This window comes from Halorubrum trapanicum (assembly GCF_002355655.1).
GTDB classification, from domain to species: domain Archaea; phylum Halobacteriota; class Halobacteria; order Halobacteriales; family Haloferacaceae; genus Halorubrum; species Halorubrum trapanicum_A.
Window position 1 is genome coordinate 1,839,147 of the sequence record NZ_AP017569.1, and the last position, 21,167, is coordinate 1,860,313.

At 69.3% G+C, this 21,167-nt stretch carries 19 protein-coding genes and 2 tRNA genes; 14 read left to right on the forward strand and 7 right to left on the reverse strand.

Annotation, left to right across the window (positions count from 1 at the left end):
- Positions 1 to 66 precede the first annotated feature (66 nt).
- Both CPZ01_RS08855 and CPZ01_RS08860 read left to right on the forward strand, forming a co-directional pair.
- Positions 67 to 1,362 carry an endonuclease/exonuclease/phosphatase family protein gene (locus tag CPZ01_RS08855; RefSeq protein WP_096394384.1) on the forward strand — a complete coding sequence of 432 codons (1,296 nt, stop codon included), beginning with the start codon at positions 67 to 69 and terminating at the stop codon, positions 1,360 to 1,362.
- Positions 1,363 to 1,397: 35 nt separating this feature from the next.
- A tRNA-Leu gene (locus tag CPZ01_RS08860) sits at positions 1,398 to 1,481 on the forward strand.
- Between the two features lie 123 nt (positions 1,482 to 1,604).
- Here the strand turns inward: CPZ01_RS08860 and CPZ01_RS08865 are convergent.
- Positions 1,605 to 2,030 (reverse strand): hypothetical protein, encoded by a 426-nt coding sequence (locus CPZ01_RS08865; protein WP_096394385.1) that lies wholly within the window; start codon positions 2,028 to 2,030, stop codon positions 1,605 to 1,607.
- Between the two features lie 135 nt (positions 2,031 to 2,165).
- Between CPZ01_RS08865 and CPZ01_RS08870 the strand changes: the two genes are divergently transcribed.
- The 7 genes from CPZ01_RS08870 to ligA all read left to right on the forward strand — a co-directional run bounded on the left by CPZ01_RS08870 (position 2,166) and on the right by ligA (position 10,903).
- Positions 2,166 to 3,467: an outer membrane protein assembly factor BamB family protein gene (locus CPZ01_RS08870; RefSeq protein ID WP_096394386.1), complete on the forward strand. Its 1,302-nt coding sequence runs from the start codon at positions 2,166 to 2,168 to the stop codon at positions 3,465 to 3,467.
- Between the two features lie 103 nt (positions 3,468 to 3,570).
- A complete protein-coding gene (locus CPZ01_RS08875; protein ID WP_096394387.1) occupies positions 3,571 to 5,226 on the forward strand; it encodes a CTP synthase in 1,656 nt (551 codons plus the stop codon).
- On the forward strand, positions 5,227 to 6,144 hold the full coding sequence (gene guaA, locus CPZ01_RS08880; RefSeq protein ID WP_096394388.1) for a glutamine-hydrolyzing GMP synthase: 918 nt from the start codon (positions 5,227 to 5,229) through the stop codon (positions 6,142 to 6,144). It abuts the gene before it with no gap.
- Complete coding sequence (locus CPZ01_RS08885; protein WP_231899161.1) at positions 6,144 to 6,566, forward strand: DUF7126 family protein; 423 nt, start codon at positions 6,144 to 6,146, stop codon at positions 6,564 to 6,566. Before guaA ends, CPZ01_RS08885 begins: the two co-directional genes overlap by 1 nt.
- Positions 6,563 to 6,874, forward strand: coding sequence for a glutaredoxin family protein (locus tag CPZ01_RS08890; protein WP_096394389.1), 312 nt, complete (start codon positions 6,563 to 6,565; stop codon positions 6,872 to 6,874). Before CPZ01_RS08885 ends, CPZ01_RS08890 begins: the two co-directional genes overlap by 4 nt.
- Positions 6,875 to 7,007: 133 nt before the next feature.
- Positions 7,008 to 8,207 carry a metal-dependent hydrolase family protein gene (locus tag CPZ01_RS08895; RefSeq protein ID WP_096394390.1) on the forward strand — a complete coding sequence of 400 codons (1,200 nt, stop codon included), beginning with the start codon at positions 7,008 to 7,010 and terminating at the stop codon, positions 8,205 to 8,207.
- Positions 8,208 to 8,722: 515 nt separating this feature from the next.
- Positions 8,723 to 10,903 carry an NAD-dependent DNA ligase LigA gene (gene ligA / locus CPZ01_RS08900; RefSeq protein ID WP_096394391.1) on the forward strand — a complete coding sequence of 727 codons (2,181 nt, stop codon included), beginning with the start codon at positions 8,723 to 8,725 and terminating at the stop codon, positions 10,901 to 10,903.
- Between the two features lie 69 nt (positions 10,904 to 10,972).
- On the opposite strand, the gene CPZ01_RS08905 is transcribed toward ligA, so the two are convergent.
- A complete protein-coding gene (locus tag CPZ01_RS08905) occupies positions 10,973 to 12,388 on the reverse strand; it encodes a GntP family permease (protein ID WP_096394392.1) in 1,416 nt (471 codons plus the stop codon).
- Positions 12,389 to 12,669: 281 nt separating this feature from the next.
- Here CPZ01_RS08905 and CPZ01_RS08910 point away from each other — a divergent pair, with 281 nt between their 5' ends.
- On the forward strand, positions 12,670 to 13,668 hold the full coding sequence (locus CPZ01_RS08910; RefSeq protein WP_096394393.1) for an ABC transporter ATP-binding protein: 999 nt from the start codon (positions 12,670 to 12,672) through the stop codon (positions 13,666 to 13,668).
- Positions 13,665 to 14,480: an ABC transporter permease gene (locus CPZ01_RS08915; RefSeq protein ID WP_096394394.1), complete on the forward strand. Its 816-nt coding sequence runs from the start codon at positions 13,665 to 13,667 to the stop codon at positions 14,478 to 14,480. The genes CPZ01_RS08910 and CPZ01_RS08915 overlap by 4 nt, the downstream gene beginning before the upstream one ends.
- A gap of 156 nt (positions 14,481 to 14,636) precedes the next feature.
- On the opposite strand, the gene CPZ01_RS08920 is transcribed toward CPZ01_RS08915, so the two are convergent.
- Positions 14,637 to 14,710, reverse strand: a tRNA-Val gene (locus CPZ01_RS08920).
- A 61-nt stretch (positions 14,711 to 14,771) separates the two neighbouring features.
- Here CPZ01_RS08920 and CPZ01_RS08925 point away from each other — a divergent pair.
- Both CPZ01_RS08925 and CPZ01_RS08930 read left to right on the forward strand, forming a co-directional pair.
- Complete coding sequence (locus tag CPZ01_RS08925; RefSeq protein ID WP_096394395.1) at positions 14,772 to 15,251, forward strand: DUF192 domain-containing protein; 480 nt, start codon at positions 14,772 to 14,774, stop codon at positions 15,249 to 15,251.
- Positions 15,252 to 15,315: 64 nt separating this feature from the next.
- Positions 15,316 to 15,729: an SHOCT domain-containing protein gene (locus CPZ01_RS08930; protein WP_096394396.1), complete on the forward strand. Its 414-nt coding sequence runs from the start codon at positions 15,316 to 15,318 to the stop codon at positions 15,727 to 15,729.
- Between the two features lie 63 nt (positions 15,730 to 15,792).
- Here CPZ01_RS08930 and CPZ01_RS08935 read toward each other — a convergent pair whose 3' ends face one another.
- The 4 genes from CPZ01_RS08935 to CPZ01_RS08950 all read right to left on the reverse strand — a co-directional run bounded on the left by CPZ01_RS08935 (position 15,793) and on the right by CPZ01_RS08950 (position 20,293).
- The gene (locus tag CPZ01_RS08935) at positions 15,793 to 16,911 is read right to left on the reverse strand and encodes an ABC transporter ATP-binding protein (protein WP_096394397.1); all 1,119 of its coding nucleotides are present in this window, start codon (positions 16,909 to 16,911) and stop codon (positions 15,793 to 15,795) included.
- Positions 16,912 to 17,013: 102 nt separating this feature from the next.
- The gene (locus CPZ01_RS08940) at positions 17,014 to 17,958 is read right to left on the reverse strand and encodes a carbohydrate ABC transporter permease (RefSeq protein ID WP_096394398.1); all 945 of its coding nucleotides are present in this window, start codon (positions 17,956 to 17,958) and stop codon (positions 17,014 to 17,016) included.
- Positions 17,955 to 18,941 (reverse strand): carbohydrate ABC transporter permease, encoded by a 987-nt coding sequence (locus CPZ01_RS08945; protein WP_096394399.1) that lies wholly within the window; start codon positions 18,939 to 18,941, stop codon positions 17,955 to 17,957. Before CPZ01_RS08945 ends, CPZ01_RS08940 begins: the two co-directional genes overlap by 4 nt.
- A 53-nt stretch (positions 18,942 to 18,994) precedes the next feature.
- The gene (locus CPZ01_RS08950; RefSeq protein ID WP_096394400.1) at positions 18,995 to 20,293 is read right to left on the reverse strand and encodes an ABC transporter substrate-binding protein; all 1,299 of its coding nucleotides are present in this window, start codon (positions 20,291 to 20,293) and stop codon (positions 18,995 to 18,997) included.
- A 172-nt stretch (positions 20,294 to 20,465) separates the two neighbouring features.
- Here CPZ01_RS08950 and CPZ01_RS08955 point away from each other — a divergent pair, with 172 nt between their 5' ends.
- Positions 20,466 to 21,122, forward strand: coding sequence for a DUF4013 domain-containing protein (locus CPZ01_RS08955; RefSeq protein WP_096394401.1), 657 nt, complete (start codon positions 20,466 to 20,468; stop codon positions 21,120 to 21,122).
- The last annotated feature ends 45 nt before the right edge of the window (positions 21,123 to 21,167 follow it).

Below are 21,167 nucleotides of genomic sequence, written 5' to 3' on the forward strand. Positions count from 1 at the left end.
ATGAGAATCATATATAAAATTACATTTGTTCAGATTTAATATATAGTGCTCAATATTCGGATTCGCATGGCGCATGATACCTCGCGACGAAGCGTACTGAAGGCGATCGGCGCGACGGCGGCGGTGCCGGGGATCGTCGGCACCGCGGCGGGACGCGGGAACGCCCCGACGCCGCGGTACGCGGCGTTCAACGTCGTCAACCTCGAAACGCAGCAGGTACAGAATCCGGACAACGCGCAGCCGGCGGCCGCCGCCCGCGTGATACAGGAGGTCGATCCGGACGTGCTCGTGGTCAACGAGCTCGCGAACAACATTCAGGAGGAGACCGTCGACGACACCGTTCCCACAGAGCAGACGAACATCGAGGCGTTCGTCGACAACTACCTCAGCGATCCGCAGGCCCCGCATCTCGAGGGAACCGACTACGAGTACACGCTCCAGCCGGAGAGCAACACCGGGCTCCTCCCCGAGGAGGACTACGACTTCAACAAGGACGGCGTCGCGGGCGCGCGGCCGGGCGACGCGTTCGGGTTCGGGTTCTATCCCGGCCAGTACGCGTTCGGCATCGCGAGCAAGTTCCCGTTCGACGAGGACGCGATCCGCTCGTTCCAAGAGTTCCTCTGGGCGGACATGCCGGGCAACCTCATTCCCGTCGCGGGCGACGAAGGGGTCGTGACCGACCCGGGCGAAGACGAGACCGCGATCTACCTGACCGAGGCGGACGAGGAGCTCGACGCCTTTCGGCTCTCCTCGAAGACGCACATCGACGTGCCGTTCGACGTCGACGGCGAGACCGTCCACGGGCTGTTCTCCCATCCGACGCCGACCGGGTTCGACGGAGTCAATAACTTCAACGGCCGCTGGAACCACGACGAGAATCGGTTCTGGGCCGACTACGTCGACGGAGCCGACTACATCTACGACGACTCCGGAACGCACGGCGGCCTCGACGACGAGGCCTCCTACGTGCTGATCGGCGACATGAACGCCGGCCCGGGCGACGAGCCCCTCGACCCGGCGACGAAGTACTTCGTCGACAACGACGACTTCAACAGCCGCAGCCTCCCGACGAGTCCGGGCGGCGCCACGCTGGGGAACCAGTACGCGACGGCGGACTTCGGCGGCGACGGGTCGAAGGTCGACTGGGTCCTCCCCTCGCCCGACCTCTCGAAGCGCGCCTCGTCGGTCGTGTGGCCGAATCCGAACGCGAACAAGCGCGGGCTCGCGGACGACGTCGCGACCGCCTCGGACCACCGCCTCGTGTGGGCGGACATCGCGGTGAAGCCCGGATCCTCTGGAAACGGGGGCGGACGCGGGAAGGGCGGCGGTCGCGGAAAGGGCCGCGGCCGCGGAAACCGGTGAGTTAAACCACCCGGAGGGCTTGGTGCCGACTGCGTGCGAGGGTAGCCAAGCCCGGAAACGGCGGCGGATTCAAGCTCCGCTCCTGTAGAGGTCCGTGGGTTCAAATCCCTCCCCTCGCATCGCCGGGGTCCACCCCCGTGATGCGGAAGACGCTCTCGGAGCGTTCTTCCCTCGCAAAACTTCTCGACGCGACCGCGACTCGGAGAGTGACGGCTCCGTGCGGAACCGTCCGAACACGGCGCTCACCCGGTCGTTCGCAGCCGCCCGAGCGAGAGCCCCGCGAGCGCGACGACCGCCAGTTCGACCCCGACGCCGACGGCGGCGCCGACCGTTCCGACGGCGACGATCACGTTTTGAGGCCCGATCCACGCGAGGATCGCGCCCGTCCCGAGGAGGAACGCGACGCCCCCGACGAGGCCGGTGGCGAGCGTCGTGGGGCCGACATCGAGCGCGTCGCCGCGTCGACCGACGCGGTACGCGACGCCGAGGAGCAGCCCGTAGACGAGGACGAACCCGACCGCGCGCCCGCCGAGCCTGTACAGGGTGAGCGCGCCGGGGCCCGGGACGTCGGTCGCGGTGCCGATGGCGATGGTCGTGACGCTACGCGTGAGGCTGACCGCGAGCGCGACGGCAGCGGCCGTCGCGGGCGGGAGCGGGGACCAGTCCATGCGCCCGGCTCCTCTCCCCCGCCCGGTGAGTGCTTTTCGCTCTCGGTCCCCCGACGGCGGCCGCGTCGGCGCGTCGCCGCGCGCCCGGATCTCCGAGCGGCATGCCTTTTTATCCTCTCCCGCGAACCGGGGAGCATGACCGAACGGACGCGCCGCGACCTGCTCCGCGTCGCCGGCGGCGTCGGCGTGGTGGGGCTCGCCGGCTGTGCCTCGCTCGGCACCGACCCGTCGGACGCCGGGCCGACCGACTTCGAGGGCGCGGACCTCCCCTTGGACCTCGACGCCCGCGCGCAGTCGCCGGACGGCCTCACGACCCAGTTCCGACAGGGGCTCCGGAACCACGGCCACATCGACGCGACGATCCCCGACAGCGTCGAGGTCGAGTGGGCCGTGCCGGCGAACCGCGGCGACCACACCGCCTCGAAGGGGAGCCCGATGCCGGCGCCGTCGGGCGGCGTCCTCCTCGCCGACGACACGGGCCGCGTCCAGTCGATCGCGAGCGACGGGACCGTGCGGTGGTCCACCTCGATCTCCGACGACGACCGCGGGAGCCACGGCACCCCCGCGGTCGCCGACGGCGCGGCGTACGTCGGCACCTACGACGGCGTCGTCTCCGCCGTGTCGGTGGCGGACGGCGAGGTGCTGTGGCAGACCGAGGTCGGCGACGCGGCCGCCGCCAGCCCGACCTACCACGAGGGGAAGCTGTACGTCGCCGTCGAGTACGCGACCCCGAGCGGGACCGTCGTCGTGATGGACGCCGAGAGCGGCGAGGTGGAGTGGCGCGACGACCGGCCCACCGACCACCCGCACTCGACCGTGGCGGTCGACCTGGAGCGTGACCGCTTCCTGTTCGGCTCGAACGACGGCCACGTCTACGCGTGGTCGGTCTCGGGTCCCGACCGCGCGTGGACGTTCGACACCGGCGGCGACGTCAAGGCGCCGATCGCGGTCAGCCGCGGGATCGCGGTGGTCCCGTCGTGGGCCGGCACCGTCACCGCCGTCGACGTCGCTGACGGCGCGGGGCTCTGGCAGTTCGAGACCGACGAGAGCGTCTCGCCGTCGGACGACCCCGACCCCGTCCGGACGGGCGGCGTCATGTGCGCGCCGGCCGTCCACGACGGGACGGTCTACGTCGGGAGCCACGACGGCAACGCCTACGCGATCGACCTAGCGACCGGCGAGGCGGAGTGGTCGACCCCGACGGGCGGGTGGATCACGGGGAGCGTGACCGCGACGGACGAGCACGTCCTCGTCGGCTCCTACGACGCGCACCTCTACGCGCTCGACCGCGAGGACGGCTCGGTGACCTGGGCGGTCGAGGGGCGAGGAGAGGTGACCAGCGCCCCGCTGGTCGCCGACGACGCGATCTACTACGCGGAGCGCGCGCCGGAGGGCGGCGACGCGGCCGGGATGTGTTACAAGCTCGTCCCGGCCTGAGCGGACGGACGAGCGGTTCTCACCGACGACCCGCGACCCGCACGAACGTCCAGCGAAACGCGGGGTCCGAAACGGTTTTGACTCGGCCTGCCGGACGGTCGATATGCCAGCAGATCCCGACACGGGGTACGACCCCTCGCTGGGTCGGAAGTTCGTGTTCGTCACGGGCGGCGTGATGTCCGGGCTGGGGAAGGGCATCACCGCCGCCAGCACCGGGCGCCTCCTCGCCAACGCGGGCTTCGACGTCACCGCCGTCAAGGTGGACCCCTACCTCAACGTCGACGCCGGGACGATGAACCCGTACGAGCACGGCGAGGTGTACGTCCTCAAGGACGGCGGCGAGGTCGACCTCGATCTCGGCAACTACGAGCGCTTCCTCGGCACCGACATGACGTTCGACCACAACGTCACCACGGGGAAGACGTACCAGCACGTCATCGAGCGCGAGCGCGCCGGCGACTACCTCGGCAAGACCGTCCAGATCATCCCCCACGTCACCGACGACATCAAGCGCCGGATCCGGGAGGCGGCCGAGGGGTCGGACGTCTGCCTCGTCGAGATCGGCGGGACGGTCGGCGACATCGAGTCGATGCCGTTCCTCGAAGCCCTGCGACAGTTCGCCCACGAGGAGGACGACGAGGATATCCTCTTCACCCACGTCACGCTCGTCCCCTACTCGAAGAACGGCGAGCAGAAGACGAAGCCCACCCAGCACTCCGTGAAGGAGCTGCGCTCGATCGGCCTCCAGCCGGACATCCTCGTCGGGCGCTCCGAGGACCGGCTGGACCCGGAGACGAAAGAGAAGATCGCCCTGTTCTGCGACGTGCCCACGGACGCCGTCTTCTCGAACCCCGACGTCGAGGACATCTACCACGTCCCGCTGATGGTCGAAGACGAGGGGTTAGACGAGTACGTGATGGAGCGGCTCGGCCTCGTCGACGAGGCGCTCCCGAAGGCGGAGCGGTCGACCGAGTGGCGCGACTTAGTCACCCGAGAGCGCGAGGAGGAGATCGACGTGGCGCTCGTTGGCAAGTACGCCCTCGAAGACGCCTACATGTCGATCCACGAGGCGCTGAAACACGCCGGCATCCAGACCGGCACCGAGGTGAACGTGCTGTGGGTCGACGCCGACGAGACGCGCGCGGAGCACGAGCAGCGCCTCGCCGAGGCCGACGCCGTCGTCGTCCCCGGCGGGTTCGGCTCCCGCGGCACGGACGGGAAGATCGAGGCGGTCCGCTACGCCCGGGAGAACGACGTGCCGTTCCTCGGGCTCTGCTTGGGATTCCAGATGGCGGTCGTCGAACACGCGCGCAACGTGCTCGGGCTCGACGGGGCCCACTCCGCGGAGATCGACCCCGACACGCCCCACCCCGTCATCGACCTCCTCCCCGACCAGTACGAGACGGAGGACATGGGCGGAACGATGCGGCTCGGCGCCCACGAGACCGATATCGAGCCGGGCACGCTCGCGGCCGAGGTGTACGGCGCCGACGCCTGTACCGAGCGCCACCGCCACCGCTACGAGGTGAATCCCGAGTACATCGACGCGTTAGAGGCGGACGGGCTCGTTTTCTCCGGGCGCGCCGACAACCGGATGGAGATCCTCGAGCGCCCGGACCACCCGTTCTTCTTCGGGACGCAGGCGCACCCCGAGTTTCGGTCGCGGCCGGACCGCGCGAGCCCGCCGTTCGTCTCCCTCGTCGAGGCGGCGCTGGGATCGACGGACACAACCGAGCGGAACGCGGACGTGAGGCTATAGATGGTCGAGACGGAGGAATTCATCGCGGAGGCGAAAGCGGAGATCCGGGAGGCGATCGGCGACGCGAACGCCGTGATCGCCCTCTCGGGCGGCGTCGACTCCTCGGTCGCGGCGACGCTCGCGTACGAGGCGGTCGGCGACCAGCTCACCCCCGTCTACGTCGACACGGGGCTGATGCGGAAGGGGGAGACCGACGAGATCCGCGACACGTTCGACTTCATGGAGTCGCTGCGGGTGATCGAGGCGCAGGACCGCTTCTTCGACCGGCTCGAGGGCGTCACCGACCCCGAAGAGAAGCGCCACGTCATCGGCGAGGGGTTCATCGACGAGTTCGAGACGGTCGCGCGCGACGTGGGCGCCGACTACCTCGTTCAGGGGACGATCTACCCCGATCGCATCGAGTCGGAGGGGAACATCAAGTCGCACCACAACGTCGGCGGCCTCCCCGAGGTCGTCGACTTCGAGGGGATCGTCGAGCCCGTGCGCGACCTCTACAAGGACGAGGTGCGCGAGGTCGCCCGCGCGCTCGGCCTCGAAGAGATCATCTCCGAGCGCATGCCGTTCCCCGGCCCCGGGCTCGCCGTCCGGATCGTCGGCGAGGTGACGCCGGAGAAGGCCGCGGTCGCCCGCGAGGCGACACACGTCGTCGAGGAGGAGCTGGCGGAGTACGACCCGTGGCAGGCGTTCGCCGCGGTCCTCGGCAAGGCGACGGGCGTCAAGGGCGACAACCGCGTCCACGGCTGGGTGGTCGCCGTGCGCTCCGTCGAGAGCCGCGACGGGATGACCGCCCGCGCGCAGGAGCTCGACTGGAGCACGCTCCAGCGGATCCAGAGCCGGATCACCGGCGAGAACGAGAACGTGGCGCGCGTGGTGTACGACGTGACCCACAAGCCGCCCGCGACGATCGAGTACGAGTGATGGCGGGGACCGCCACCCCCGCCCGCCCCGACGGCGGTCGCGCCGAGGACGACCGCACCGGCGAGCCCGTCTCCGACGGCGGCGCGATCGCCGTCGTCGCCGGCCCGGACGAGAACGGTCTCGGAGAGGAGCTCGCCGCGCTCGGCGTCGAGATCCGGCGGATCGATGGGCTCGTCACGGCGGCGAAGCTCGAGGACGCCGGTATCGCCGACGCCGCCTACTTCGTCCTCACCGACGTCGAAGAGGCGACCGGCATCCCGGTCGCCAAGGAGCTGAACCCGGACGTCCGGGTCGTGACGTACGCGAGCCGGTCGCTGCCGGAGTTCGTCGCGACCGTCGCCGACCTCGCGGTCGACCCCGCGCTGCTGGACGCCGCGACGGTCGCCGAGGAGCTGACCGGCGACGACGACCGCGAGCCGTGAGCGGAGACGACGCGGAGGCGACCGAAGACGACGCGTCCGACGACGACCCCGCGACCGTCCCGGTCACCCTCTACACCCGCGAGGACTGCTCGCTTTGCGTCGTCGCCCGCGAGGCGATCGAGGAGGTCGCCGCCGACCTCGACGGCGTGACGGTCGACCTCGACGCGGTCGACGTCGACACCGATCCCGAACTGGCCGAGGAGTACGGCGAGCGCGTCCCGTACGTCCTCGTCGACGGCCACCCGGCGTTCAAGTACGAGGTCGACGAGCGCGACCTGCGGCTGAAGCTGCTGGCGGCGGCCACGTGACCCGGCCGGCGGCCACGTGACCCGGCCGGCGGCCCGACGCGGTCGGCGTCCCGGCCGCGGTCCGCCCGCAAGCCCTTCGGCCTCCCCTACCGCGACCCGACCCTTTACCTTCTCGTCCCTCTCGCTGATCGGCATGGCACACGGAGACGCGTACCTGTTCACCGGCGGTCGAGTCGCGGACGCGGACGGCACCCGACGGGCGGACGTGGCGGTCATCGACGGCGGGATCGCCGCGGTCGGCGACCCGGACGCGGTCGCCGCCGCGGTCGCTGACGTCCCGGACGAGGAGCTCGAACGCGTCGACGCGAGCGACCGCGTCGTCGCGCCCGGGCTGATCGACGCCCACGTCCACGTCATGATGGACGGGCGCCCGGACGTCGCGACCGCGGTGTCCGACAGCGACTACACCGCGAGCTACCGGGCGGCGAGCAACCTCGACGCGGCCGTCTCGGCCGGCGTCACGACCGTCCGCGACCTCGGGAGCCGCGGGACGCTCGCGCTCGACGCGGGCGAGGCGGTCGCCGCCGGCGAGATCGACGGCCCCCGCGTCCTCGCGTGCGGCCGAAACGTGATCATGACCGGCGGCCACGGTAACTGGTTCGGCCGGGAGGCGGACGGGCCCGCGGAGGTGCGGAAGGCGGCCCGCGAGCAGCTGAAGGCGGGCGCGGACGTGCTCAAGTGCATGGCCACCGGCGGCGTCCTCACTGAGGGCGCGGTGACCGGCGCCCCGGAGCTGACCCCCGAAGAGCTTGCGGCGTTCACCGACGCGGCCGCGCCGACCGACACGCCGACCGCGGCCCACGCCCACGGTGAGACGGGGATCAAGAACGCCGTCGAGGCCGGCATCTCCAGTATCGAACACGGGACGTTCATGGACCGCGAGGCCGCCGAGATGATGGCCGAGCGCGGCACCTACTGGGTGCCGACCGCGAGCGCGCTCCGCGGCATCGTCGACAACGGCGTCGAGGCCGGGATCCCGGAGGACGCCGTCGCGAAGGCGGAGGACGCCGCCGATCGCTTCGACGATGCGTGGGACCACGCGCTGGACGCCGGGGTTTCGATCGCGATGGGGACCGATGCGGGCACGCCGTTCAACTTCTTCGAGGAAATTCCGCAGGAGCTGGCGCACATGGTCGACTACGGGCTCTCGCCGGAGCGCGCGCTGGAGGCGGCCACCGTCAACGCCGCCGACCTGCTGGGGCTCGACGACGTGGGGCGGGTCGAGGAGGGGTATCAGGCCGACCTCGTCGTTCTCAACGCCGACCCGACCGAGGACGTCGCGGCGTGGCAGGACCCCGAGGCCGTGTTCGCGCGCGGTGAACGCGTAGAATAGGGAATCCGGTTCGGCTGCGGGCCTTATAAATAGCCGAGCAGCGTCGCAGTCGGGGGTTTATAAAACAACGGCGATTCTGCGGAGAACGCTTCGAAAATTCCAGTCGCTCGTTTATAAATAACCGACAATAGATCGACGGCGAACACCGCCAAAGCCCCAGTCGCGAGGGCGTCGCAGGCGACGCAAGCACCGCAATGAGGGAGCGAACGGAGTGAGCGACCGAGTGAGGAGCACAGCGAGCGTGCGACGCCCTCGCGACTGCCCCTTTGAGTCCCGCCCCGCACGGCACCGCACAGCGCCTCACGCCTCCCCAGCCTCGCCGCTCACGCCCTACGGGCGTTCGCGGCGTCCCTCGCGCGTGCTCCTCGCGGCCGCCTTCGGCGGCCACTCGGAGGCACGCGCCGACCGCACCGCGCGTTCATTTAAAAATTGTCTCGCCGCCGCCGATCTGCGCACCCGACCGCGAAGCGAGTCGAACGGTCGCTTTTAACCCGAGCCGACGCAAGGGTCGGTCGATGACGAGCGCGCAATCCGGGTCGTCGACCCGGCACGCGGACCCAAACGAGAACCCCTACGTCGAGGACCCGCCGACCGACTTCGCCCCGGTCGACGACCTCTCTCCCGACGAGGCCGCAGAGCAGGCCGAACTGCTCCGGGCGGCGGTCCGCGAGCACGACCACCGGTACTACGTCGCGGCCGACCCCCTGATCTCGGACGCGGCGTACGACGCGCTGTTCGCGCGGCTGGAGGCGCTCGAAGAGGCGTTCGACCTCCCGACCGAGAACTCCCCGACGCGGCAGGTCGGCGGCGAGCCGCTCGACGCGCTGGAGACCGTCGAGCACGTCGCGCCGATGCTGTCGATCGATAACGCGACCGACGCCGACGCGGTCCGCGAGTTCGACGAGCGCGTCCGCCAGGGCCTCGCGGACGCTGCGGAATCCGGCAACCTCCCCGAGTTCGACCCGGCCGACCTCGCGTACGTCTGCGAGCCGAAGTTCGACGGCCTCTCGATCGAGGTGATCTACGAGGACGGCGAGTACGTCCGCGCGGCCACCCGCGGCGACGGCCGCGAGGGCGACGATGTCACCGAGCAGGTCCGCACCATCCGCTCGGTGCCCGGCCGCCTGCGCGGCGACGACCACCCCGAGCGGCTCGCCGTCCGGGGGGAGGTGTACATGCCGAGGGACGCGTTCGAGGCGTACAACGACGAGCTGATCGAGCGGGGCGAGGAGCCGTTCGCGAACCCGCGCAACGCCGCGGCCGGGACGCTCCGCCAACTGGACCCGTCGGTCGTCGCCGAGCGCCCCCTCGACGTCTTCTTCTTCGACGTGCTCGCGTGGGAGGCGGGCGACGAGGGGCCCGAGCGTCCCGCGCGGCACCGGGACGCGCTCGACGCGTTCGAGTCGCTCGGCCTCCGCCGGAACGGCCGCGTCGAGGTCGTCGACGACGTCGAGGCCGCGATCGACTACCGCGACGAAATTCTCGCGGCCCGCGACGACCTCAACTACGCGGTCGACGGCGTCGTGATCAAGGTCGACGCGCTCACGCACCGCGAGGCGCTCGGGAACACGTCGCGCGCGCCGCGCTGGGCGTTCGCGCACAAGTTCCCGCCGCGGACCGCGACGACGACCGTCGAGGGAGTTACGGTTCAGGTGGGCCGAACCGGGCGGCTCACCCCGGTCGCGGAGCTCGACCCCGTCGACGTCGGTGGCGTCACCGTCTCGCGCGCGACGCTCCACAACCCCGCCGAGATCGAGGCGCTCGGCGTCAACGTCGGCGACCGCGTTCGGATCTACCGCGCCGGCGACGTGATCCCGTACGTCCCGGAGGTCGTCGAGAAGCGCTCGGAGGGGACCTACGCGTTCCCCGAGACCTGCCCCGTCTGCGGCGCCGAGATCGAGCGCGACGGCCCGCTCGCGTTCTGTACCGGCGGGCTCGGCTGCTCGGCACAGCTCGAACGGGCGGTCGAACACTGGGCGCGACGCGACGCGCTCGACGTCGAGGGGCTCGGCCCGGAACGCGTCGAACAGCTCCGCGAGGCCGGCCTCGTCGAGTCGCTGCCGGACCTCTACGACCTGACCGCCGAGGAGCTGGCCGACCTGGAAGGGTGGGGCGAGACGAGCGCCGAGAACCTGATCGCCGAGCTGGACGCCACCCGGAACCCGCCGCTCGACGACTTCCTCGCCGGGCTCGGGATCCCCGACGTGGGCGCGACGACCGCCCGCGCGCTCGCCGCGCACTTCGGGACGCTCGACGCGCTCTTCGACGCGGACGAGGCCGACCTCCGCGAGGTCGACGACGTGGGTCCCGAGGTGGCGGAGTCGATCCGGTCGTTCCTCGACCGCGAGGAGAACCGCGCGGCGATCGAGGGGCTCCGCGAGCGCGGCGTCGACCCCGAGCCGTTCGAGACCGAGACGGGTGACGGGCCGGCCGACGCGCTCGACGGGCTCACGTTCGTGTTCACCGGCTCGCTGTCCGTCCCGCGGAGCGAGGCGCAGGCGCACGTCGAGGCGCGCGGAGCGAACGCCACGTCGAGCGTCTCCGGAAACACCGACTACCTCGTCGCCGGCGAGAGTCCCGGGCAATCGAAGCGCGACGACGCCGACGCCGAGGGCGTCCCGGTCGTCGACGAGGAGGAGTTCGCCGACCTGCTCGCCGAGCGCGGCGCGGCCTGGCCGCCCGAGGGCGACGCGTAGCGACGGAGCCGTCGCTGACGCGGGGCGCGCGCAGTCGCCGAAAAAATCCTCGAAGGTCGGTCGCTCGCCTCAGGCGAGCGGCAGGACCGTCGACAAGATCAGTACGGTGATCAGCCCGGTCACCGAGATGATCGTCGTGAGGGCGGTCCACGTCTGGAGCGTCTCTCGCTTGGTGAGCCCGCCGATCTCGCTGACGAGCCAGAAGCCGGAGTCGTTGAACCACGAGAAGATGTTCCCGCCGGCGCCGATGACCATCACCAGGTACGCCGGGTGGACGGTCAGCTGACCGGTGAGCGGGGCCATGATCCCCGCGGCGGTCAGCATCGCGGCCGTGGCCGACCCCTGCGCGATGCGGACGATCGCGGCGATGAGCCAGGCCGTGACGAGCAGGCCGATCCCCACTTCCTGGAGCGCGCCGGCCAGGTAGTCACCGATGCCGGAGGCGGCGAGCAGCGCGCCGAACGCTCCGCCGGCCGCCGTGATCGCGGCGATGTTTCCACCGCTCCGCAGCGCCTCGGTGAGTTCGTCGCTCCACTCGCTCTGCGTCATCGTATCGTAGCGGTAGAACGTGTACGCGGCCGCGAGCGCGGCGACCGTCAGCGCGACGTTCTTGTTCCCGAGGAAGTCCGTGAACGGCTGTAGCGAGGCGAGCGCCGGAACCGGATCCTGGAACGTGTTGACGAACGTCGACGACGCGATCAGCAGGACCGCCAGCAGGATCGGCGCCAGCGACTCGAGGACGCCCGGGAGTTCGCTGGTCGACCGGTCCGCGACCTCCTGGAGCTCCTCGGTCGAGGTCGCCATCGTGTCGCGCAGCGGGATGTCGAGCCGGCTGTTGATCCAGCGCCCGTAGACGAGTCCGGAGACGATCGCGGCCGGAATGGCGACCGCCAGTCCGACGAGGATCGTCGTCCCCAGGTTGCTGCCGACTTGGTCAGCTACCGCGAGCGGACCCGGCGTGGGCGGCACGAACACGTGCGTCGTCGCGGCCCCAGCGCCGACGACGACGATGAACAGCGTGTAGTCACGGCCGACGCGCGCCCGCATGGAGCGCGCGAGCGGCGCCATCAGGTAGAATACGCTGTCGAAGAACACCGGGATCGCGAGTACCGAACTGCTTCCCAGAAGCGCTACATCGGAGTTGCTCTCGCCGAGGATGTTCTGGAATCCCCGGACGATCCGTTGGGCCGCGCCGCTCTCCAACATCCCCTTGCCGATGATCGCGGCCATGAGGATCGGAATGCCGATCCCCGCCATTCCGTTCCCGAACGCCGTTGCGACCTGACTCCCCGCGTCGGCGGCTGAGAAGTCGGCGACGAAGATCGTGTTCACCACGCCGACCAGGAACGCGGAGATGATCAGCCCGATGAACGCCGGGAGGTCCAGCCACACCAGCAGGGCCACCACAATTATCAGCCCAATTATGAAAGTTAGTAGCGGACTGTGCGTGAACTCGACAGCTGCCTGAAGTGGTATCGGAGCCATACCGATGGGTATGTTCGGTATTATCATTTAAATCTTTATACGAGGATAGATCTGTAGACAAAAGCCTCAAGGCGCCCCAAAAACAGTTACTTTTCTTCCTCGCATCGGCCCGCTTCGACTGGTGAAAAGCAGTCAGATAACTGGATGATATTCTTTATTACTTTTAACAAAACATTTCGACCGGCGGGAAAAGGTATGTTCGACGATATATTCGTTGAGCGGGCGGGCGTCCCGCGCCTCGACCCGCAACCCTTTATCAAGCTACGCCGGAACCGAAGGGTATGACCGCGATCGAACTGCGGGGCGTTCGAAAGGAGTTCGACGACGTCACGGCCGTTCGCGGCCTCGACCTCACCGTCGAAGACGGCGAGGTGTACGGATTTCTCGGACCGAACGGCGCGGGCAAGTCGACGACGATCGACATGCTGCTCGACCTCGTCCGGCCGACCGCGGGGACGGTCCGCGTCCTCGGCGCCGACGTCGCGACGGACGGAGTCGAGATCCGGGGCCGGACGGGCGTGCTCCCGGACGGCTTCTCCGTGTACGACCGGCTCTCCGGTCGGAGACACGTCGAATTCGCCGTGGAGTCGAAAGAGGCGGACGACGACCCGGACGCGCTCCTCGACCGCGTCGGCCTCGCCGACGCGGCCGACCGCTCCGCCGGCGAGTACTCGAAGGGGATGCGCCAGCGGCTCGCCCTCGCGATGGCGCTCGTCGGCGACCCCGACCTGCTGATCCTCGACGAGCCCTCCTCCGGCCTCGACCCGGCCGGCGCCAAGGAGATGCGCGAGATCGTCCGCACAGAGGCCGAGCGCGGCGCCACCGTCTTCTTCTCGTCGCACATCCTCGAACAGGTCGACGCCGTCTGCGACCGCGTCGGGATCCTCCGGGACGGCGAGCTCGTCGCCGAGGACTCCGTCGAGGGGCTCCGCGAGGCGGTGGGCGGCGAGGAGACGCTGGAGGTCGCGGCCGCGGGCGCCGACGACGACGCGGTCGCGGCGGTCCGGGCGCTCCCGGGCGTCTCCGGCGTCACCCGCGACGGCGACGAACTGGTGGTGAACTGCGCCAGCGACGCGAAGACGGACGTGATCGGCGCTCTGGAGGAGGCCGGCGTCGCAGTCGCCGACTTCCACACGAGCGAGGCCTCGCTGGAGGACCTCTTCTTGGCGTACACGGAGGGCGACGCGGCGAGTTCGGCGTCTGAGGGGACCGACGTCGAATCGGCCGGCTCCGATCCGCCGGCCGACGACGAGCCGGCGGCGGAGGAGGTGGACCGATGAGCCTCGCCGCCATCGCCCGGAAGGACTTCCGGGAGACCGTTCAGTCGCGCGGCATGATCGCCTTAGTGGTGCTGTTCTCGCTGCTCGTCGCGGCGTTCGCGTACGCGGTGCGACCCACCGGCGAGAGCGAGCAGTTCGCCACGGAGCTACTGCTGAGCGCCTTCGTCGGTCGGTTTCTCGTCACGACGCTCGTCCCGCTCGTCGGCGTGGTCGTCGGCTACAACGCGGTGAGCGGCGAGCGCGAGTCCGGCTCGCTGAAGCTCCTCCTGTCGCTGCCGCACTCGCGGGCCGACGTGGTCTTAGGGAAGGTCGCCGGCCGCGGCGCGGCGCTCGCGCTCGCGGTGTTCGGGGGTTTCCTGCTGCCCGCGCTGGTGTTGATCGCCGCGCCGGTGGTGTTCAACGCCGGCGCGTTCCTCGGCTACACCGTGTTCGCGGCCGCGCTCGGCGTCGTGTTCGTCGCCGTCTCCGTCGGATGCTCGGCCGCGTCCTCGACCCAGCGCCGGGCGCTCATCGGCGGCGTCGCGATATACGTCCTCTTCGTCCTGCTGTGGGGACCCCTCACCGGCCAGTTGGTGGGTGTCGTCGGGCCGGTCGTCGACACGCTGCCCGTGTCTGCGACCCAGATCAACGTGTTCCTTCGGGTCTCGAACCCGACGACCGCCGTCGAGGCGCTGTCGAACGCCTTCCTCGCGGAGCAGCTGTTCAGCGGCGACACCGCGAACCAGCAGCTGTCGGCGGCCGCAATGTTAGTCTTCTGGACGCTCGCGCCGCCGCTCGCCGGCCTGCTGAAGTTCGACGCGGACGATCTGTAAGGAATCGGCTCACGGAGTTAGTCGCGACAGCAGTGGGCTCGGGCGGGTTCGAACCTCACTCACTCCGCTCGCTTCGCTCGCTCCGTTCCCTGCTTCGAACCCGCCCTCAAACATTCACAGCGGCGCCGCTCACGGGTTGTTCGCGGCGCCGACAAGTGGGCTCGGGCGGGTTCGAACCGCCGATCTCAGCCTTGTAAAGGCCGCGTCATAACCAGCTAGACCACGAGCCCTCACCCGTTTGAACCCGCCGAGAGCGGAAAACGATTTCCTTCCGCGCCGCGAACCCCGACCGTGAACCGCCGTCTCGTCGGGGTCGCGGCCGCGGTCGCGCTCGTCGGCCTCCTCGGAGTCGCCGTCGCCGCCGCGAACCCGGCCCTCCTCATCACCGGCTACGACACCGCCACGGTCGAGGCCGTCGACGGCGAGACGGGCGAGTCGCTCGCCACCGTCGAGGCCCGGGTCGCGGACGGGTTCGTGAAGCAGTACGTCGGGCTCTCCGCGACCGACGACCTCGACGCCGGCGAGGGGATGCTGTTCGTCCACGGCGACTCGGCGGAGCGCGCGTACGTGATGCGCGACATGGCGTTCGCGCTCGACATCGTCTTCGCCGACGCGAACGGGACCGTCACGACGATCCACGAGGCCGAACCGGAGTCGCGGCCGCTCACCCGCTACGAGGGCACCGGGCGGTACGTCCTCGAAGTCCCGCGCGGGTGGAGCGAGCGCCACGGCGTCGACCCCGGCGACCGGCTCGTGATCGACCGGGAATGACTCCGTCGCGGCCGCCGGGTCGGTCGACGAAACCGCTTTGGGCCTCGCAGGCGTCGCCTCGACCATGACCGGACTCCCCGGCCGGATCGCGTGGAACCTCCGCCACCGCTGGCGGCGGGTGTTCGCGCTCTGCGTCGTCGGCGCCGGCGTCGCCGCCCCGCTCCTCACCGGCCTCTGGTGGACCCTCCCGCTCGTGTGGTTCTTCGGGCTCTTCATCGTCCTCCCCGTCTTCCACGTCCTCACGAAGCCGGTCCCCGAGGACGACCCCGACGAGCGCGAGGACGCGACCGGCGACCCCGCGCTCGACGCCCTCCGCGAGCGCTACGCGCGCGGCGAGATCGACGAGCGGGAGTTCGAGCGCAAGTTGGACCGCCTCTTGGAGACGGAAGACGCCGAGACCGTCGACGACCCGGGCGGCGACGTCGCCGACAGGGTGCGGGAGGGCGTCCGGCGCGAAGTGGAACGAATCCGGGAGTAACAGAGGTCGAAGCCGCGTGAATCGCGTCCGCGGCGTCGCCGACGCGGGACGTTTTCCGGTGCGTTACTCCTCGATCTCGCGGTTATGGACCGCGTCGCCGGTGGTCCCGTCGAAGAGGTGGATCGTCTCCTCGGGGATTTCGATCTGGACCTCGTCACCGACCGATATCTGCTGGAGGCCGCCGACGGTGGCGATGAACGTCTCGCCCTCCGGCGCGTCCTCGAACCGGAGGTAGACGGTGTTTTCGTCGCCCATCGGCTCGACGACCTCGACCACCGTCGAGAAGGTGTGGTCCCCGGTCGCGCCGTCGGCCAGCGAGATGTCCTCGGGCCGGACGCCGAGCGTGAGGTCGGTGACGTCGCCGACGTCGCCGAGGGTGGACTCGGCGAGCGGGTAGTCGAAGCGGTTGGCGACGAGGGTGTCGCCGTCGCGCTCGACGGGGAAGAAGTTCATCGACGGGTCGCCGATGAACCCGGCGACGAACCGGTTCGCCGGCTCGTGGTAACACTCCAGCGGCGTCGCGACCTGCTGGAGCTCGCCGGCGTTGAGGATCGCGATCCGGTCGCCCATGGTCATCGCCTCGGTCTGGTCGTGCGTGACGTACATCGTCGTCACGTCCAGCTCGTCCTGGAGCCGTTGGAGCTCCGTCCGCATCTCGGACCGGAGCTTGGCGTCGAGGTTGCTGAGCGGCTCGTCCATGAGGAACACCTCGGGATCGCGGACGATCGCTCGCCCGAGCGCGACCCGCTGCTGCTGGCCGCCGGAGAGGTCGGACGGCTTCCGGTCCAGCAGCTCGGCGATCCCCATCGTCTCCGCCGCGTCGGTGACGCGCGTCTCGATCTCGTCTTCGGAGAGGTCCGTCGACTCCTCCAGCCCGAACGCCATGTTCCCCTGCACGGTCATGTGCGGATACAGCGCGTACGACTGGAACACCATCGCGATGTCGCGGTGTTGCGGTTTCACGTCGTTGATGACGCCCCCGGCGAGTCGGATCTCACCGCTGGTGACCGTCTCCAGCCCCGCGACCATCCGGAGCGTCGTCGACTTGCCACAGCCCGAGGGGCCGACGACGACGAGGAACTCGCCGTCGCGCATCTCGATGTCGACGTCGTCGACGGCGACGACCTCGTTGTCGCCGTCGGGGAACACCTTGGTCACGCCGTCGAGTTCGAGCGTCCCCATGCTATCGCCCCCGCGAAACGGCGCTGCGGTTTGAGAGCGATACCTCCGGTCGGCTGCGTTGTTGCTGTCGAGTCATGGATTGCTGCTGGCGGGCGGCGGCGTTCATGTCGCCACCCCCTCGGCGAACTCCTCGCCGAACGCGATGTACACCGCGAGCGTCGGCAGGGCGGCGATGAACGCGCCCGCCATGCGGAGCGCGAAGTCTTGTCCTTCGAGCGACGTCCCCAGTCCGGCGAGGATCAACACGATCGGCGCCGCCGCGCTGGATTCGGTCTGGACCAACACGAGGGTGAACAGGAGGTCGTTCCAGATCTGCGTGAACTGATAGATCAGGACCACCGCGAACATCGGCCCCGAGAGCGGGAGCACGATGCGGCGGTAGATCCGGCGAATGGACGCGCCGTCCAACCGCGCGGCCTCGATCATCTCCTCGCTCATGTTCTTGTAGTACGACCGGAACAGAACGGTACAGATCGGGAGCCCGTAGGCCACGTGGGTGACGATCAGCTCGACGATCCCGGTGTAGTCGTTGTTGATCCCGAGCGCCCACAGGAAGCCGAGCGCCTCTTGGAGCGGGATCATCGACCAGAACTGCGAGAGCGGGACTAGCACCGCCTGGTACGGAATGAAGATCCCCGCGACGAACAGCGCGAGGACCGGCGCCTTGTACCGCTGTTTCCAGTTAGACTGCGTGAGACCGTACGCCGCGAAGCTCCCGAGCAGCGCCGAGATCACGGTCGCCGGGATCGCGTACAGCGCGCTGTTTACCAGACCCCGTCCGAGCGCGTCGAACGCCGTCTGCCACTTCTCCAAGGTGAACGTGCTCCCCGTCGGCGGCGCGAACGGGAGCGACCCGGTGACGCCGCTGGAAGTCTTAAACGAGGTGACGAGCCCGGACTCGATCGGGACCATGAAAAACGTCAGGAACCCGAGGAGCCCGAGATACAGGAGGACCCGGTACCCGTCGACCTCCGAGAGCGGCCCCGCGGACGCGCCGGAGTCCGTCGCCGATGCCGTGCCGCCGTCAGTTCGTGCGTCGTCGCTCATAGGTTCCCTCGGTTGTACTGGTAGTAGAGGTACGGTCCGACGATCCCGAGCGTCATCACGAACAGGGTGATGGCGATCGCCGACGCGTACGCCCAGTTCAGGTTCGCGTACGCCTCGCGGACCATCTTGGTGGCCAGAATGTCGGCCCCGTTCGGTGGCCGGTAGCCGCCGACCAGCGAGTAGAGGAAGTCGAACGCCTTCAGCGCGAACACCATCAGGACGACCGAGGCGCTGATCGTCGACCCCTTCAGCTGCGGGATGATCACGCGCCAGTACATCCGCACCGTCGAGGCGCCGTCGACCTTCGCCGCTTCGTAGTGCTCGGACGGGATGGCTCGCAGGCCCGCGAGGAACACGACCATCGCGTAGCCGGCGAACTGCCACATCAGCGCGAACATCACTGCCCAGAGGACGATGTCGGGGTTGCCGATCCAGCTGACTCGGCCGAAGCCGAGCGACGTGATGACGATGTTGATGACCCCGTTGTTGAAGTTGAACATCCACGCCCAGAACTGGGCGGTGACGACGAACGAGAGGCTCATCGGCAACAGGTAGATCGTCCGGAAGGTGTTCTCGAACCGAATGTTCCGGTCTATCAGGATCGCCAGTCCGAGCCCGATCGCGAGCGTCACGAGGGTGAACCCGACGAGCAGAATGAACGTGTTTATCGCGGCGTCGACGAACCCGCTGTCCGCCAGCGCCCGCCCGTACATCTCGAGGTCTAAGTCGCTGTAGTCCGGCGTCCCGAAGCCGCTGAAGTCGGTCAGCGAGATCAGGAGGTTCCAGATGATCGCCCCGTAGACGAAGAGGCCGACCAGCAGGAACGGCGGCAGCCAGAACTGCGAGGACTCGACGAAGTCGCTGCCGAAGCGCTCGTTCAGCGCGGTGATCGGATTGAATCCGGACCCGCCGCGCTCCTCGGTGACGCCGCCGTCCGTGACCGCGTCGCCACTCCCGTCACCGGTGTCAGTGTTCCGTGTCATGTGGGTCGTCGTGTGCCGAAACCGCTAAAATCCGGTCGCATCGAGGACCGGAGTCAGTTGGAGACCGCGTCGACGAAGCCTTGCGTCGCGGCGTCGACGTTGTACGGTCGGGAGAACTCGCTGGAGATCACTTCGTTCAGCGCCGTCATGGTCTCCGAGGGGACGCCCAGCCCGTGCTGGAGGTTCGGCGGCCGCTCGTCGGCCTCCGCGAAGTCCTGCTGCGTCTCCTGGAGGTACGGGCCGAACTCGCTCATGTCGACGTCGGTCCGCGTGGGGATCGAGCCCTTATACTGGTTGAACGCGATCTGCGCCTCCTTGCTCCCGACGAACGAGAGGAACGTCTTGCTCGCCTCCGGACTCGGGTTGTTCGACGGGTAGAGGAACGAGTCGAAGTGGAGCATGTACATGCCCTCCGAGCCGGGGTACGTCTTGAAGCCCCAGTCCTCGTCGTAGTTGAAGTCCTCGGCGTTCCGGTACGCACCGGCGGCCCAGTTGCCCTGGTGGATGAACGCCGCGTTGCCCTCGATGATGTTCTGGTTGGACTCCGTGAGCCCGATCGATGCGGCGTCCTCGTTGATGTAGTTCTCGAGGATCTCGCCGAGCGACTCGAAGGTCGCGCGGACGGCCGCCTCGTCCGGGTTCCCGTCGAGGAAGCTCATGTACGCGTCGTACCCTTCCTGCCCGAGCATCGTCGAGGCGAACAGCTGGGTCGTCGTCCAGGTACCGCTCGCGCCGTGGGTCATCGGGGTCTTGTCCGTCTCGGTCTGGACCGTGTCCAGCGCGTCGATGAGCGCGGACACGCTCGTCAGCGAGTCGGGGTCGACCCCCGCCTCCTCGACGACAGACGTGTTGTAGAACAGGCAGTTCAGCCGGTGCGAGCCGAGCGGAACCGCGCGATACGCGCCGTTGTACTGGTGGAGGTCGACCGCCTCGTCCACCATCACGTCAGCGAAGCCCTCGGACTCCCACACGTCGCCGACCTCGCCCAGCACGCCCTCGTACCGCTGGAGGTTCGGGCCGGGCCAGTTGGCGAACGAGCTCGGCGGGTTGCCGTTCTGGAGGCGGTTCGCAACGACGGCGTCGAGGTTCTGGTTGCCGCCGCCGCCGATCGGGTTGAACTCGTGTTCGATGTCCGGGTGCGCCTCGTCGAAGGCGGTGACGAGCGCCTCTGCCGCGCGCGCGCCGTCGCCGCCGGTCCAGGCGTGAAGAACTTCGAGCGTGTTCCCGCTTCCGCCGTCGCTTCCGTCCCCGCCGTCACCGCCGCCGGAACAGCCAGCGAGCCCTGCGAGCGTCGCTGCCCCCGTCGCTCCGACGAAGTGTCGCCGCGATAGCCGGTTGTCTTGGTCTGTCATGGTACTTCACGATGTACAATGGATGATTCCCATATATACTTACTCATTCTTTTAGAACTATTTCTGAAGGACCCGTCTGCCCGTCACCCCCGGCCGTAATCGGAATTCTTTACTCTCGGTCGAACGGCGACGGACCGACGGGCATACTACCGTCCGGCGGATTGGCGTACGCATGCGCCCCTCGATCGCCGCCGTCACGTACCCCATCGCCGGCGACGCCCGGGAGCGGCCCCTTCTCGCCGTCTGGCTGCTGTTCGCGCTGTCCGTCGTCGTCCCGGTCCTCCCGGCGCTGCCGGTCGTCGGCTACCTCGTGCGCGTGCTGACCGCCAGCGAACGGGGAGACTCGATGCCCCTCTTCCTCTCCGACGGCCGGACGCTCGCCCGCCGGTCGCTGGGCGGGACGGCCGTCTGTCTGGTCTTCCTCGGAATCCCGTTCGCGGCCCTCCTCGTGACGCTCTACGGCGTCGTCACGCTCGACCCCGGCTCGAACGCGCCGGTCGGCCGCATCCTCGCCGGCTCGACGGCCGTCCTCTTCCTCGGCGTCCTCGGCACGTACCTCGTCCCCGTCTCGCTGATCACCTACGGTCGGGAGGGGTCGCTTCGCCGGGCCTTCTCCGCGGCCGCCCTCAGACCGGTCGCCGGCCACGCCGCCTACTTCTTCGGGTGGACCCTCGGCTTCACCGCGCTCGTCGTCGCCGTCGGCGTCGGCGGGGCGCTGTTCACCGTCTCGCGCGCCGGTCCGCTGTTCGGGACGTTCGTCCTCGCGTACGGCCTCCTCGTGACCGCGTACCTGTGGGGCCGCGCCGTCGAGCGCGCGCGACGGCGGTAGGCGGACGGCGCCGCGACCGACCGATTCTTGAGCGCGCGGACCCGA

Bases quoted from the DNA above. Each gene is read 5' to 3' on its own strand.
- CPZ01_RS08855 (WP_096394384.1), top strand. From the start codon at position 67: ATGGCGCATGATACCTCGCGACGAAGCGTACTGAAGGCGATCGGCGCG.
- CPZ01_RS08865 (WP_096394385.1), bottom strand. From the start codon at position 2,030: ATGGACTGGTCCCCGCTCCCGCCCGCGACGGCCGCTGCCGTCGCGCTC.
- CPZ01_RS08870 (WP_096394386.1), top strand. From the start codon at position 2,166: ATGACCGAACGGACGCGCCGCGACCTGCTCCGCGTCGCCGGCGGCGTC.
- CPZ01_RS08875 (WP_096394387.1), top strand. From the start codon at position 3,571: ATGCCAGCAGATCCCGACACGGGGTACGACCCCTCGCTGGGTCGGAAG.
- guaA (WP_096394388.1), top strand. From the start codon at position 5,227: ATGGTCGAGACGGAGGAATTCATCGCGGAGGCGAAAGCGGAGATCCGG.
- CPZ01_RS08885 (WP_231899161.1), top strand. From the start codon at position 6,144: ATGGCGGGGACCGCCACCCCCGCCCGCCCCGACGGCGGTCGCGCCGAG.
- CPZ01_RS08895 (WP_096394390.1), top strand. From the start codon at position 7,008: ATGGCACACGGAGACGCGTACCTGTTCACCGGCGGTCGAGTCGCGGAC.
- ligA (WP_096394391.1), top strand. From the start codon at position 8,723: ATGACGAGCGCGCAATCCGGGTCGTCGACCCGGCACGCGGACCCAAAC.
- CPZ01_RS08905 (WP_096394392.1), bottom strand. From the start codon at position 12,388: ATGGCTCCGATACCACTTCAGGCAGCTGTCGAGTTCACGCACAGTCCG.
- CPZ01_RS08910 (WP_096394393.1), top strand. From the start codon at position 12,670: ATGACCGCGATCGAACTGCGGGGCGTTCGAAAGGAGTTCGACGACGTC.
- CPZ01_RS08915 (WP_096394394.1), top strand. From the start codon at position 13,665: ATGAGCCTCGCCGCCATCGCCCGGAAGGACTTCCGGGAGACCGTTCAG.
- CPZ01_RS08930 (WP_096394396.1), top strand. From the start codon at position 15,316: ATGACCGGACTCCCCGGCCGGATCGCGTGGAACCTCCGCCACCGCTGG.
- CPZ01_RS08935 (WP_096394397.1), bottom strand. From the start codon at position 16,911: ATGGGGACGCTCGAACTCGACGGCGTGACCAAGGTGTTCCCCGACGGC.
- CPZ01_RS08940 (WP_096394398.1), bottom strand. From the start codon at position 17,958: ATGAGCGACGACGCACGAACTGACGGCGGCACGGCATCGGCGACGGAC.
- CPZ01_RS08945 (WP_096394399.1), bottom strand. From the start codon at position 18,941: ATGACACGGAACACTGACACCGGTGACGGGAGTGGCGACGCGGTCACG.
- CPZ01_RS08950 (WP_096394400.1), bottom strand. From the start codon at position 20,293: ATGACAGACCAAGACAACCGGCTATCGCGGCGACACTTCGTCGGAGCG.
- CPZ01_RS08955 (WP_096394401.1), top strand. From the start codon at position 20,466: ATGCGCCCCTCGATCGCCGCCGTCACGTACCCCATCGCCGGCGACGCC.